At 70.1% G+C, this 13111-nt stretch carries 10 protein-coding genes; 1 reads left to right on the top strand and 9 read right to left on the bottom strand.

Annotation, left to right across the window (positions count from 1 at the left end):
- Positions 1-142 precede the first annotated feature (142 nt).
- Positions 143-1573 carry an endo-1,4-beta-xylanase gene (locus tag ABZ906_RS38745; protein ID WP_361390755.1) on the bottom strand — a complete coding sequence of 477 codons (1431 nt, stop codon included), beginning with the start codon at positions 1571-1573 and terminating at the stop codon, positions 143-145.
- Positions 1574-2056: 483 nt separating this feature from the next.
- On the opposite strand from ABZ906_RS38745, the gene ABZ906_RS38750 reads away from it, so the two are divergent.
- Entirely contained in the window at positions 2057-3535 is a 1479-nt protein-coding gene (locus ABZ906_RS38750) for a non-reducing end alpha-L-arabinofuranosidase family hydrolase (protein WP_361390757.1), read from the top strand.
- A 95-nt stretch (positions 3536-3630) separates the two neighbouring features.
- Here the strand turns inward: ABZ906_RS38750 and ABZ906_RS38755 are convergent, their stop codons facing one another.
- From ABZ906_RS38755 to ABZ906_RS38790, 8 genes are all read right to left on the bottom strand, one after another.
- Positions 3631-4578, bottom strand: a complete 948-nt coding sequence (locus tag ABZ906_RS38755; RefSeq protein ID WP_361390759.1) for a zinc-binding dehydrogenase — start codon at positions 4576-4578, stop codon at positions 3631-3633.
- Positions 4578-5432, bottom strand: coding sequence for an alpha/beta fold hydrolase (locus tag ABZ906_RS38760; protein ID WP_361390761.1), 855 nt, complete (start codon positions 5430-5432; stop codon positions 4578-4580). The genes ABZ906_RS38755 and ABZ906_RS38760 overlap by 1 nt, the downstream gene beginning before the upstream one ends.
- A gap of 36 nt (positions 5433-5468) precedes the next feature.
- Complete coding sequence (locus ABZ906_RS38765) at positions 5469-6317, bottom strand: alpha/beta hydrolase (protein WP_361390763.1); 849 nt, start codon at positions 6315-6317, stop codon at positions 5469-5471.
- A 119-nt stretch (positions 6318-6436) separates the two neighbouring features.
- Positions 6437-7276 carry an SDR family NAD(P)-dependent oxidoreductase gene (locus ABZ906_RS38770; protein ID WP_361390765.1) on the bottom strand — a complete coding sequence of 280 codons (840 nt, stop codon included), beginning with the start codon at positions 7274-7276 and terminating at the stop codon, positions 6437-6439.
- Positions 7277-7359: 83 nt separating this feature from the next.
- Positions 7360-8202 (bottom strand): enoyl-CoA hydratase-related protein, encoded by an 843-nt coding sequence (locus ABZ906_RS38775; protein ID WP_361390767.1) that lies wholly within the window; start codon positions 8200-8202, stop codon positions 7360-7362.
- Positions 8199-10502, bottom strand: a complete 2304-nt coding sequence (locus tag ABZ906_RS38780) for a CoA transferase (protein WP_361390769.1) — start codon at positions 10500-10502, stop codon at positions 8199-8201. The genes ABZ906_RS38775 and ABZ906_RS38780 overlap by 4 nt, the downstream gene beginning before the upstream one ends.
- 149 nt (positions 10503-10651) lie before the next feature.
- The gene (locus tag ABZ906_RS38785; protein WP_361390771.1) at positions 10652-11512 is read right to left on the bottom strand and encodes an IclR family transcriptional regulator; all 861 of its coding nucleotides are present in this window, start codon (positions 11510-11512) and stop codon (positions 10652-10654) included.
- 88 nt (positions 11513-11600) lie between these two features.
- A complete protein-coding gene (locus ABZ906_RS38790) occupies positions 11601-12950 on the bottom strand; it encodes an MFS transporter (protein ID WP_361390773.1) in 1350 nt (449 codons plus the stop codon).
- Positions 12951-13111 lie beyond the last annotated feature (161 nt).

The following is a 13111-nucleotide window of genomic DNA, read 5'->3' on the forward strand; positions in this document are numbered from 1 at the left end:
ACCTCGTTGCCACCACCGCCCCCCACGCCCCCCCCGAGCCCCCCCCCCCCGCGGCCGCCCCGGCCGGCCCCCGGCCCCGGCCGGGGGGGGGTGCCCTCGACGGGGCGAAGGGCCCCGTGCCTCAGGTGTTGGTGGTCCACCCTCAGGTGCGGGTCCAGCGCTGATTGCTGCCGTTGGAGCAGGAGTAGAGCTGGATCAGGGTGCCGTTGGACGTGCCGGCCCCGACGGCGTCGAGGCAGAGGCCGGACTGGACGCCGACGATGGAGCCGTCGGAGTTGAGGCGCCACTTCTGGTTGTCGGCGCCCCAGCAGCTGTAGATCTGGACTTTGGCGCCGTTGCCGGTGCCGGCGGCGTCCAGGCATTTGTTGCCGTAGACCCTCAGTTCACCGGCGGTGGTGTACGTCCACTCCTGGTTGGTGCCGCCCGAGCAGTCCCACAGCTGGAGCTGGGTGCCGTCGGTGGTGCTGGAGTTCGGCACGTCCAGGCAGCGGCCTGAAGCGACGCCCTTGATCTGCCCCGCATCCGCGGGGGGCGTGGTGGAGCCGCCGTTGAGCGCGTCGAGGACGGCGGTGTAGGCGGGCTTCTTGCTGCCGTCGCCGTTGAACAGCAGCGGTGTGTCCTGCGAGCGCCAGGAGTCGGTGTCGCGTACGCCCCATACGGTGATGCCCAGGCAGCGCGAGACGGCCAGGCAGTCGTTGGTCACGGCGGCGTAGGTCGAGGCCGGGGCGCCCTGGATGTCGAGTTCGGTGATGGCCACGTCGACGCCGAGGGCCGCGAAGTTCTGCAGGGTGGTGCGGAAGTTGCTGTTGTAGGGGCTGCCGCTGTTGAAGTGCGACTGGAAGCCGACGCAGTCGATCGGCACACCGCGCTGCTTGAAGTCCTTGACCATGTTGTACATGGCCTGCGTCTTGGCCCAGGTCCAGTTCTCGACGTTGTAGTCGTTGTAGCAGAGCTTGGCGGCGGGGTCGGCGGCGCGCGCGGTGCGGAAGGCCACCTCGATCCAGTCGTTGCCGGTGCGCTGGAGGTTGGAGTCGCGCCGGGCTCCCGAACTGCCGTCGGCGAAGGCCTCGTTCACGACGTCCCACTGGGCGATCTTGCCCTTGTAGTGATTCATCACGCCGTTGATGTGGTCGATCATCGCCTGGCGCAGGGTGCTGCCGCTGAGGTTCTGCATCCAGCCGGGCTGCTGGGAGTGCCAGGCCAGGGTGTGGCCGCGCACCTGCTTGCCGTTCTGCACCGCCCAGTTGTAGACGCGGTCGCCGGCGGTGAAGTTGAACTGGCCGCGCTGCGGTTCGGTGGCGTCGATCTTCATCTCGTTCTCGGCCGTCACCGAGTTGAACTCGCGGGAGGCGATGGTCGTGTACGCCGATTCGCCCAGCTTGCCCGAGGCGATGGCGGTGCCGAAGTAGCGGCCGCTCTGCGCCGCCGCGGCCCCGAGCGTGCTCTCGGCGGCGTGGGCGGGCGGCGGCGCGACCAGTGCGACGGCGAGACCGAGGATGCCGGCGATCAGCGCCAGCAGCAGTCCGCGGGTCTTCCGGCAGACAGTGGATCTGGTGAGGGCATACGAGCTCATGGCTGCATCTCCTGGAGAGACATCAGGGAAGGACTGACGCGCGGGCCCGGGCGGGGGCGGTGCGAGGAGCCAGGAGGGGCGCTGGTGCTCTGGTACGCGGATCTGTAGTACGGCACTGGGTGCCCAGGATTGGCGGCATTCGAAATATCGAACTGTGGTCGGCTCCTCAGGCAGGGACATTGAGGCATTGACGGTGCAGCGTCAATACTCCTTGCAGAAATAGTTTCCGTTCGTCGGCCGAAACTTCCGAAATTTCAATGGGCCGGGCGAAGTGCCGCCCCCACCTGAGCTTTTGCTCCCTACCTCTCATGCCAACCCGCTGTTTGCAGACAGATCCGTGCGAGGGCTTGACCGGAGGGTCGCGTATTCCTAGCTTGTGGCGTCACTGCATCCGGAAATCTTCCGAAAAGTTTTCGGAGCTGTCCCGCCCCGCACGGCCGGTCCGCTGTTCCGGGGTCACCCCCACTTCCAAGGAGCCCTTTGATGTGGTCTCGTCACCCGTCCTCGGCCCACCCGCGACGGCTGCTCAGACGCTTACTAGCCGTCCTGTCACCGCTGATGCTCGTGGCCGCCTTCCTCGGGGTCCAGCCCGCCGAAGCGGCGACAGTGGACACCAATGCCTCGTACGTGCTGGTCAACCGCAACAGCGGCAAGGCCCTTGACGTCTACAACATGGCGACCAGTGACGGCGCCCGTATCACCCAGTGGCCCAGAAACGATCAGAGCCAGCAGCAATGGCAGTTCGTCGATTCCGGGGGCGGCTACTACCGCATCAAGTCCCGCCTCTCCGGCAAGGTCCTTGACGTCCACAACTGGTCCACCGCGAACGGCGGCTCGATCGTCCAGTGGGCCGACCTGAACGCCGCCAACCAGCAGTGGCGACTGGCCGACAGCTCGGACGGCTATGTGCGGCTGATTTCGCGCCACAGCAACAAGGCCCTCGAAGTGCAGGGCGCCTCCACGGCCGACAGCGCGAACATCGTCCAGTACGACGACTGGGGCGGTACCAACCAGCAGTGGAAGCTGGTCAAGGTCGGCGACGACACCTCCGCCCCGTGCGACCTTCCGTCCTCCTACCGCTGGACGTCGACGGGCGCGCTGGCGCAGCCCAAGTCGGGATGGGTGTCGCTCAAGGACTTCACCGTCGTCCCCTACAACGGCAAACAACTCGTCTACGCGACGACGCACGACACGGGGACCAGCTGGGGTTCGATGAACTTCAACCTGTTCGGCGACTGGTCGCAGATGGCCTCCGCCGGCCAGAACGCGATGTCGAGCTCCACGGTCGCGCCCACGCTCTTCTACTTCGCCCCGAAGAACATCTGGGTGCTCACCTACCAATGGGGCGGGAGCGCCTTCTCATACCGGACGTCGAGCGACCCCACCAACCCGAACGGCTGGTCGTCCCCGCAGGTGCTCTTCTCCGGAACCATCTCCGGCTCCGGCACGGGTCCCATCGACCAGACACTCATCGGTGACGGAACGAACATGTACCTGTTCTTCGCCGGTGACAACGGCAAGATTTACCGGGCCAGCATGCCGATCGGAAACTTCCCGGGCAGCTTCGGCGCGAACTCGACCGTGGTCATGAGCGATACGACGAACAACCTGTTCGAAGCCCCGCAGGTCTACAAACTGCAGGGCCAGAACCGCTACCTCATGATCGTTGAGGCGATCGGCGCGCAGGGCCGCTACTTCCGCTCGTTCACGGCCACCAGCTTGAACGGCTCCTGGACACCCCAGGCCGCGACCGAGAGCAATCCGTTCGCCGGCAAGGCCAACAGCGGTGCCACCTGGACCAACGACATCAGCCATGGCGAGCTGATCCGCACCAGCCCCGATCAGACCATGACCGTCGACCCCTGCAACCTCCAGTTCCTGTACCAGGGGCGCAGCCCCAGCTCCGGCGGCGACTACGGCCTCCTGCCCTACCGCCCGGGCCTGCTGACCCGTCAGCGCTGACGGCGCGTTGAGCGCGGAGGTCAGCGGGGGGCGCGGGAACTCCGACCAGTTCCCACGCCCCCTCACGCGGGCGACGACGCGCAGCCCCCGAGCTCTCACCCGGGCAACAGCACAGCCCGTCCCCGCACCCGTCCGCCGCGCAGAGCCGCAAGCGCTGCGGGAGCGTCAGCGAGGCCAAACTCCTCTACTGCCAGCGTCAGTTCGCCCTCGGAGAGCCGTCGGACCAGGTCGCCGGAGACCTCACGGGCCCGGCGCTCCTGGCGGATCATGTTCACCGGCAGCAGCGCCACCTCGTCGAGCAGCCAGCTCGGCAGATCGAGCTCGACGTGCGGGCCCGCCACGTAGCCGATGACCACGGCGCGTCCGCCTTGCCGCACCCACCGGCTGCGGCCGACAAGTCCCGCGCCGCCGAGCGTGTCGACGAGCAGCGACGTCGACCGGTCCCGGGCGAGACCTTCCGCGTCATCCAGCGTCAGAGCCTGGACCCCCTTCGGCACGTCGGCCAGCTGGTCCTCCCGGCCGACCACGCCCGTCACCCTGGCGCCCGCGGCCAGTGCCTGCTGGGCCACCATCGCGCCGACCGCGCCGGCGGCCCCCACCACGACGACGTCCTCGTTCCGACCGATCCGGGCGATGTCGTGCAGAGCCACGTGCGCGGTCGTGGCGGGGACGAAGAAGCTCGCCGCCACCGCGGGGTCGAGCGGGGCGCCGAGCGGGGTGACGGCCTTGCGCTTCACGCTGACCCGCTCGGTCCAGGTGCCGTCGCGCAGCAGGCCCAGGCCGCCACCGCGCAGGACGACCCGGGTTCCGGGGGCCAGACCGGAGTCGGCGTCCGCCTCCAGGACCGTACCCGCGCCCTCGACACCGCCGATGTACGGAAGCGCGGGCTTGAGCTCGAAGTCGCCGGACGCGACGGTGGCATCGAGGTGCGAAACACCACCCGCCGTGACCTGGACGAGCACCTCACCCGCCGCGCGCACGGGCTCGGGCACCTCGTCGAGGACCGGAGCGGCGCCCCAGTCGTGGAACCGGACCGCCCGCATCAGCCGGCGGCCTTGCCGATGAACTCCAGGCTGAGCGCGTTGAAGCGCTCGGCCTGCTCGTGCTGCGGCCAGTGCCCGCAGTTCTCGAACAGTTCGAGGCGCGAGCCGGGAATAGCCTCGTGCAGGGCCGTCGCCTCAGGGGTCTCGCCGAACGGGTTCTGGCGTCCCCACACCACCAGCGTCGGCTGGGCGATCCGCGCCAGGTGCTCGGGGCGTAGCAGGTTGCGTTGGCGCCGCTCCATCTGCTGGAGGGAGAGCAGGTTGTCGACGCCCGCGACGAACTCCGGCGTGTGGTAGATCGCGTGCCGGACCTCGACCAGTTCCTCGGTGGCGGAGGCATCGTCGGCCATAAGGAGGCGCATTCGCTTGCGGGTGAGTTCGATGTCGTCGGAGGTGACGGCCTTCTTGGTGCTGGTGCGGATACGGTCCATCACCTCGGGATTGGCCACCGTACCGCCGGAGCACAGGAGTTGAAGGCTGCGCACCCGCTCGGGGTGCTCGATGGCGGCGCGGGCGCCGACCCAGCCGCCCAGGGACTCGCCGACGATGTGGACGCTGTCGACACCGACGACGTCCAGGTAATCGATCAGGTGGGCGACGTAGTCGGCGATCTCGTACGGCTTGTCGGGCTTGCCGGTGTAGCCGTGGCCGAGCATGTCGATGGCGTGCAGGTCGTAGGCGGCGTGCGCGGTGATGTTGCGCGCGAAGGCCTCCAGGTGACCGCTGGTGCCGTGCAGGAAGACGACGGCCTGGGCGCTCGGGTCACCGGCGCGCAGGGCGCGGGTGGGGACCCCGGCCGCGTCGACGTACTCGACCCGGAAGGGGGTGGGGCTGATCTCGGTCCAGATGGACATGCTGCACTCCGAAAGGCGGTTGGGACGGGGGAGGCTTCAGCTCAAGGAGTTGAGGAAGCCGCTGACCACCGAGTGGTACGCCTCGGGGCGCTCCTCCTCGAGGTGGTGGGAGGTGTGGTCCATCACGTGGAGGTTGCCGTTCGGCACCATGCGGGCCAGCATCAGCGGGTAGTCCGGGGTGAGGAACGCGTCCTGCATGCCCCAGATGAACAGCGTGGGAGCCTGGATCTGCCCCAGTTCCTCGGTGAGGTCCTGCCAGTCGCCGCGGGGCGAGTCGGACATGGCCGCCAGCGCGCGCTCCTCCTGGTCGAGGCTCTGTTCGTAGCGCAGCGTCAGTGTCTCCTCGGGGAGTTTCGCGCCGTCGTACCACTCCAGCTTCGTGATGAGGTCCCGCATCTTCTCGCGGGTCGGGCCCTCGCCGCCGTAGTAGACGTCGCGGGCCGTGCGGCCGCGGTGACCGTTCTCCGGGAGCGGGGCGAGCGGCCCGTAGAAGACGGGCATGCTGCCGGTGATGACGAGGGACCGGACGCGGTCCGGGTACTTCGCGGCGAGGTTGAGGGCGATGGTGCCGCCCCACGAGCTGCACACGAAGTCGGCGCGGTCGACGCCGAGCGTGTCGAGGAGGCCGACGGTCTTCGCCGCGTGGTGGTCCCACATCGGGCCCTCGATGGGGGACTTCTCCGACTTGCCGTACTGCTGGATGTCGACGAGCAGACAGCGCCGGTCGGCGGCGAACAGGTGCGCGACGGGCCCGAAGTCGCTCCACGCGGTGCAGCCGGGGCCGCCACCGTGCAGGAACACGGTGTCGGGTCCCGAGCCGAGGTCGTGGTAGTGGTAGCGGATGCCCGCGCCGTCCGCGTAGTGGCTCTCCGGTGCTGGTGACATGCGAGTCCTTCCGTACGAATGCGAGGGGAGCGGTGTCAAGCCCATCACCGGGCCGGGCGCGGGCCCAGCGTCGCGGTCCGTTCAGCGAACCGCTCTCGCTGGGCGAATCGGGTGACCGCTCACTGCGCGGTGTAGCCGCCGTCCGCGTGTATCACCGCACCGGTGGTGAAGGACGAGCCGGCGGCGAGCAGCGGGAGCACCGCGTGCGCGATGTCCTCGGGCCTGCCCCAGCGGCCCAGCGGCACCTTGGCGGTGAAGGCGGCCTGGGCGGCGGCGTCGGTAGCGGTGTCACTCTCGTTCATGGGGGTGCGGACGGGGCCGGGCGCGACGCAGTTCACGGTGACGCCGGTCCCGGCGACCTCCAGGGCCGCCGACCGGGTGAGCGCGGCGATCGCGCCTTTGGTGGCGGCATAGCCGCCCCGCTCAGGGGCGCCAGTCGAGCCGAGCACGGAGCCGATCGTGACGATGCGTCCGTGCCTGGCGTCGAGCATGCCGGGCAGGACGGCCCGCATCGCCAGCCATGTGCCGATGACGTTGGTGTCGAGGGCGGCGCGGAAGTCCTCGATCGTGAGGTCGAGCACCGAGCCGCGGGCGAGTTGGCCGGCGGCCGTCACCAGGCCGGTGAAGGGGCCCCAGCGTTCGGCGGCCCGGCTCACGGCCGCGGCCAGCGCGTCGGGGTCGGTGGTGTCCGCGACCAGAGCCAACTGGCGCTCGCCCGCGATGCTTTCGAGCTGCTTCGCCGCCGCGCGGCAGCGGTCTTCGGAACGCCCGGTGATCACCACGGGGCGCCCGGCATGGGCCACCGCCTCCGCGACGGCCAGGCCGATCCCGCTCGTGCCGCCCGTGACGAGCACGGCCCCGCCTCGCGCGGCTTCTGCGGTGGGCCGGGTCTCGCTGGACTGGTTCTCGGTGGGCTGGTTCTCAGTGGGCTGGGACTCGGTGTGCTGTAGGGAACTCATCCGCCGAGGATGCGGAACGTACGGGAACACGCCAACGCGGGCGGTCCGGTCACCGGAACCGGACCACCCGCGTCGGTGCGGCCTCACCGTCCGGTGAACACCGGCGCCCGCTTGTCGAGGAATGCCTGAAGCCCCTCCGCCGCGTCGGCCGTCCCTATCAGGTCGGCGACGCCCTTCTCCTCGCGTGCCAGGGCCTGTTCGACGGGCAGCCCGTACCCCTCGTCGACGACCCGCTTGAGCAGGGCGATGGTGGCCGTCGGCTGCGCCGCGAGGCGGCGGGCCCGCTCGGCGACCGTCGCCTCGAACTCGGCCTGCTCCGCCACGACGTCGACAAGTCCGAGCTCCAGGGCGCGCTGCGGTGTGAGTAGTTCCCCCTCGATCATCAGGCGCTTCGCCAGGTGGGGGCCGACGAGCCGGGGGAGTCGCTGACTGCCACCGGCCCCCGGGAACAGCCCGAGCCGCATCTCCGGAAAGCCGAACGTGGCCTGTGTCGAGATGATCCGCAGGTCACAGGCGAGCGACAACTCCGCGCCGCCGCCCAGCGCGTGGCCGTTCAGTGCCGCGACGACCGGCTTGGGGGTCTGCTCGATCATTCGCTGTACGCGGATCCAGCGGCGCATCTTGGCCTGGTTCTCCGCGGACAGGTCCCGCATGACGGCGATGTCGGCACCGGCGACGAAGAACCTGCCGGTGCCGGTGATGACGATGCAGCGCACCCCCGGATCGGCGGCCAGCGGCGACAGAGTCGCGAGGAACTCCTCGATCATCGCCGGATCCACGGCGTTCACCTTGGGACGGTCCACGCGGACGGTGGCCACTGCGCCGTCACGCGTCACGTGCAGCACGGAGGTCTTCTCCTCGGCCGGCTTCTCCTGAGTCGGCTTCTCCTGGCTCAGCTTCTCCCGGATCATCCTCGCCTCGCTCACTCGGTCACTCCTTCGTCGGTCAGCGTCTCCAGCCGTTCATCGCTCAGGCCCAGCAGTTCTCGCAGCACCTCGTCGGTGTGCTGACCGAGGAGAGGTGCGGGCCGGTCGATTTCGCCGGGTGTCGCGGACAGCCGCGCGACGATTCCCTCGTGCCGGACCGGCCCGGTGAGGGGGTGGTCCAGTACGGGATAGAAGCCGCGGGCCGCGAGCTGCTCGTCGGCCTCGACCAGGTCCTGCCCGGTCGCCACGACCGTCGCCGCGATGCCCTCCGCCTGGAGCGTCTCGGCCAGTTTGTGCGCGTCGTGCCGGCCCGTCCAGGCGGCGAGGGCGGCGTCGATCTCGTCCTCGTGCGCCCGCCGGGCAGCCAAGTCGCCGTCAGCACAGGGGAGTTCGACGAGGTGCGTCAGCGCGTGCCACTGTGCTTCGTCGGTCACCGACACCGCCACCCACCGGTCGTCCCCGGCCGCCGGATACACACCGTGCGGCACGGCGCTCGGCGACCGGTTGGGGAACTCGGCGGTCCTGGGATCCGGCCCACCGTCGCCCAGGGCGGATTCCAGGGCGGCCGGTCCCATCGTCGCGGCCATCGCCTCCAGCTGGGACAGATCCACGTGGCCGCCACGCCCCCGCGCCAGCAGGTCGAGTGTGGCGAGCACCGCGGAATTGGCCGCGATCATGTCGCCGAGCCCGAAGGTCAGACCCTGCGGCGGGCCGCCCGGCTCGCGGGTCTCGCTGGACAGGCCGGACATCGCGGCGAGTGTGTCGGCGAACGTGACGGCGTTGCGCCAGGGACCGGTCTGCCCCACCCCCGCCATCGACACCAGGATCACGTTTGGGTTCAGTTCGCGCAGCGACGCGTAGTCCATGCCCCAGCGGGCGAGCACACCCGGGCTGAAGTTCTCCACGACGACGTCGCAGTGGGGGACCAGTTCGCGCAGCAGCCGCCGGCCCTCCTCGGTCCGCAGGTTCAGGGCGACGCCGCGCTTGTTGCGGTTGAAGTTGATGAAGTAGCCGCTGTCGTCGGGGTCGGAGCCCGGCCGCAGATGCATCGACGGCGCGAACCGCGTGGGGTCCTGGCGGTGCCGCGACTCGATCTTGACGATGTCCGCACCGTGCTCCCCGAGCTGCTTGGTCACGTACGGGCCGGCGAGGACCCAGGTCAGATCGAGGACCCGCACCCCTTCCAGGGATCGGGACGTGGGCCGTTCAGCCCGCTGGCGCGTGCGGCCGGGGCCGCGCCACGGCGCGTCGCTCTCCGCCCGGTGCAGCGCGGGCAGCGTGACCGGCCGCGGCAGCGCAGCCCAGGGAAAACCGACGTCCTCGACGCCGCCGTCCGGCAGCCCCTCGCCGGTGATCGTGACCAGGGACTCGCGGTCGCGCAGCTGCGGGTTGTCGGTCAGCCGCCCGGCCGGTACGACCTCGGCCCACGGCAGGGCCCGCTCGCGCGCCTCCGCGGCCAGTTCGGCGGCCGACTGCCGCGCCGCGAACCGCCGTACGACAGCGTCCACATGGGGGCGTTGCTGCCATCGGTATGTGGCGTCCTGCCAGCGCTCGTCGAGCAGATCACCTGCCTCGCCCCGCTCGGCCATCCACGCCAGCAGATCCGTCCACATCCGGTTGCTGCCGGAGTAGCCTCCGGCCACATACCCGTCCGCCGTCTCGAAGATCTGGTGCGCCACGTGCTCGTACACCCCTCCGTTGCGTACGGGGAAACGTCCGGCGTGGATCCATGCGAGGGCGGCGGTCTCCAGCGTGGCGGCGACGGCCTCCTGCGCGGAGACGTCGACCAGCTGAGGGGTGCCCGACACGACGGCCAGGAGCGCCCCGATAGCCGCGTGGGCGCCGGCCGTCTGGAGCGCCTGTTCGCGCGGCGGCGGCTTGGGCTGTGCGTCAGGGCGCCCGCCGAGCCAGGTCATGCCGCCCGCCGACGCGAGCACCAGATCGTCGCCGATCCAGTCGCGGCGCGGCCCGGTCAGCCCGAAGGGCGTCACCACCACGTGCACGGCGTGCGGCCACCGGGACGAACCGTCCTCCCGCAGGCCGTGCAACCGCGCCACGGGCCCACTCTCCAGGACGACGTTGGCGGCCGCCGCCAGTGCGTCGAGCTCGGCCGGGTCCGCCGCCGGCACCCAGCGCTTGCCCGCGTGCCAGTGCGTACGGGCCGCCGCGTCGAGGCCGGTGCCCGGCTCGGTCCGTACGACGTCGGCGCCGATCCCGACGAGCAACCGGGCGCCCTGGAAAGCGAGTTCATCGGTCAGGTCGAGCACGCGCAGTGCTGCCGGGTCCGTGTCTGGTCCCACCACGGCTCCTCCCCTTACGTGTCCGCAGCCTTTGCGGAATCTCACGATCAACGGGGGCGGGAAGACGGGCCACCGGGGTGTTCTGCTGACCGGAACCAGATCCGTACCCGGATCCGGGGCGTGTCCCGAGAGCAGTGGCGGGCGAGTACTCAGCTCACGGCGTGGGCGGGGCGCGCCCCGGCCGGCTTCGGTCCGCGTACCGTGCGCGCCGCGCGTGGCGTTTCGTACGACGGACTCTCCTCCGTCTTTTGCGCCACGCCCCGCTCGATGCTCTCCGCCGTGGAACGCAGCGCCGCGAGGTGTCGGTCCGCCGACACCTGCGCGACCGGTCCGGTGAGCGAGAGCGCCGCGTACTCCGTCCCGCCCAGAGCCACCGGTACGGCGAGGCTGGCGTCCCCGATCCTGACTCCCTCGATCTCCAGCGCGTACCCCTGACGGGCCGCCCTGGACAGCCGCTGGGCAAGGACCTGCGGGTCCGTGACGGAGCGCGGGGTCAGTGCGGGCAGCCCCCTGCCGGCGAGCTCCGCCACCCGCTCGGGTCCGTCCGCCGCCAGGGCGAGCAGCATCTGACCGGTCGCCGTACAGGACGCGGGGAGCCGACCGCCGACGTACGAGTGGGTGAGCACGTTGGCCTCACCGGCGATCTTCTCCAGGAACAGGACGTGGGTACCGTCGAGGACCGCGAGGTGCACGGCCGTGCGGATCCGCGTGAACAGGTCGGTCATCAGCGGGCGGGCCACGGTGCGCAGCACCGAGGAGGAGGCCACCCGCTGCCCCAGATGAAAGAGCCTGATGCCGAGCTCGTACGTGTCACCGTGCCGGTCCAGCAGCCCCCACTGCACCAGTTCCCGGGCGAGGCGGTACGCCGACGCCTTGGGCACGCCCGACCGGCGGCTCAGCTCGCTCAGCCGCAGCCGGTCCGCCCCTGACTCGAACGCGGCGAGCAGCAGCTGAGCCTTGCCCAGGACGGAATTCGGCAGCAGGACGTCCTTGTCGGCGTACGACCCCATCAGCGTCCCCTTTAATTCGTCGCATGGCGGTACGGGCCATTTGAAGTGCAACAACGCCATGTTGCATAGAGGGGCGGGGGTGTAAACATCAGGCAACAGGCGTGGTGATGTTCTCCTTCCGGGGCTGGTCGGCGTCCTGCGGGGCGTGCTGCCCGGGGTCCTTCGGTACCTGCGCGAAGAAGACCAGTGCCACCAGCGTGACGAGAGCCATCCCCATGGTCAGCAGCGCGACCGGCAGGAAATGTCCCGTGGCGGCCAGCAGCGCCGTCGCCACCACGGGTGACAGGCCACCGGCGATCGCCGACGACAGCTCGTGGCCCAGTGCCATCCCGGAGTAGCGGGTGCTGGTGCTGAACAGCTCGGAGAAGTAGGAGGGTTGGACGCCGATCATCGCGGCGATGGCGACGTGGCCGACGACGAACGCCATCCACACCGCGGCGGGCCGACCCGTGTCCATGAGGAGGAAGAAGGGCGCCGCCCACACCAGCATGCCGATCGCCCCGCCCAGATAGACAGGACGCCTGCCCACCTTGTCGGAGAGCCGCCCGAAGACGACCATCATCGCCGAGTCCACCAGCATCCCGACGATCCCGGCCCACAGCAGCACGGTCGGGGAGATCCCGATGTACGCCCCGTACACGAGGGAGAAAGACATGAAGATGTAGCTGGCGCCGCTGTCGGCGAAGCGCAGCGCCATCGCGAACAGCACCTGGCGCGGATGGCGCCGCAGTACTTCCCGCAGCGGCGAACGAGGCGCGCTCTCGGCCTCGGTGGACTCGGCCTCGAAGCTGTCCGTCTCGCCGAGATTGCGGCGGATGTAGATCCCCACCACGAAGATCACCGCGCTGGCCAGGAACGGGAGCCGCCAGCCCCAGGCCAGGAAGCCGTCCCCGGATACCTGCTCGGCCAGCCACAGCGCCAGGGCCGACAGGACGAAGCCCAGGCCCATGCCGCAGGAGCTGAACGAGGCGAGGAACCCACGGCGCTCGGCCGGGACGTTCTCGGTGATGATGAGGACGCCGCCGCCCCATTCGCCGCCGGCCGCCGCGCCCTGGAGGACCCGCAGCAGGACCAAAAGCAGCGGGGAGAGCAGACCGGCCGTGGAGTACGAGGGCAGCAGCCCCATACAGAAGGTGGCACCGCCCATCAGCGAGAGCGTTCCCATGAGCGCGGCCTTGCGCCCCCGCCGGTCACCGATGTGCCCGAAGATCAGACCGCCGATGGGCCGCGCGGCGAACCCCACGGCATGACCGGCCAGGGCCGCGATGGTGCCGAGCAGCGGATGCCCGCCGGAGGGGAAGAAGACCGTGCCGAGGACCAGCGCGGCAGCCGTGGTGTAGAGGAAGAAGTCGTACCACTCCATCATGTTGCCGGCGACGGACGCGATGACCACGCGTCGCGTCGTGGACGTGCCCTCGGTCGTGCTCTTGGGGGGCATGTGTGCTCCTTGCCGTTCGAGCCTGAGATCGGTGGAGCGTACGAACGGCCGGAAGTCGCCTCAATCGAGCCGGTCCGCCAGGCGGGACGCCGTGCTTTCCGCCGGCCTCCCGGGGTGCCAGGTTTCCGCCACCTCGACAGCACTCCGACCCGGAGGTCGTA

It is taken from the genome of Streptomyces sp. NPDC046925, assembly GCF_040644915.1.
GTDB lineage: Bacteria > Actinomycetota > Actinomycetes > Streptomycetales > Streptomycetaceae > Streptomyces.

Coding starts and splice junctions, on each gene's coding strand:
- ABZ906_RS38745 (WP_361390755.1), bottom strand. CDS start 1,573: ATGAGCTCGTATGCCCTCACCAGATCCACTGTCTGCCGGAAGACCCGC.
- ABZ906_RS38750 (WP_361390757.1), top strand. CDS start 2,057: ATGTGGTCTCGTCACCCGTCCTCGGCCCACCCGCGACGGCTGCTCAGA.
- ABZ906_RS38755 (WP_361390759.1), bottom strand. CDS start 4,578: ATGCGGGCGGTCCGGTTCCACGACTGGGGCGCCGCTCCGGTCCTCGAC.
- ABZ906_RS38760 (WP_361390761.1), bottom strand. CDS start 5,432: ATGTCCATCTGGACCGAGATCAGCCCCACCCCCTTCCGGGTCGAGTAC.
- ABZ906_RS38765 (WP_361390763.1), bottom strand. CDS start 6,317: ATGTCACCAGCACCGGAGAGCCACTACGCGGACGGCGCGGGCATCCGC.
- ABZ906_RS38770 (WP_361390765.1), bottom strand. CDS start 7,276: ATGAGTTCCCTACAGCACACCGAGTCCCAGCCCACTGAGAACCAGCCC.
- ABZ906_RS38785 (WP_361390771.1), bottom strand. CDS start 11,512: ATGGGGTCGTACGCCGACAAGGACGTCCTGCTGCCGAATTCCGTCCTG.
- ABZ906_RS38790 (WP_361390773.1), bottom strand. CDS start 12,950: ATGCCCCCCAAGAGCACGACCGAGGGCACGTCCACGACGCGACGCGTG.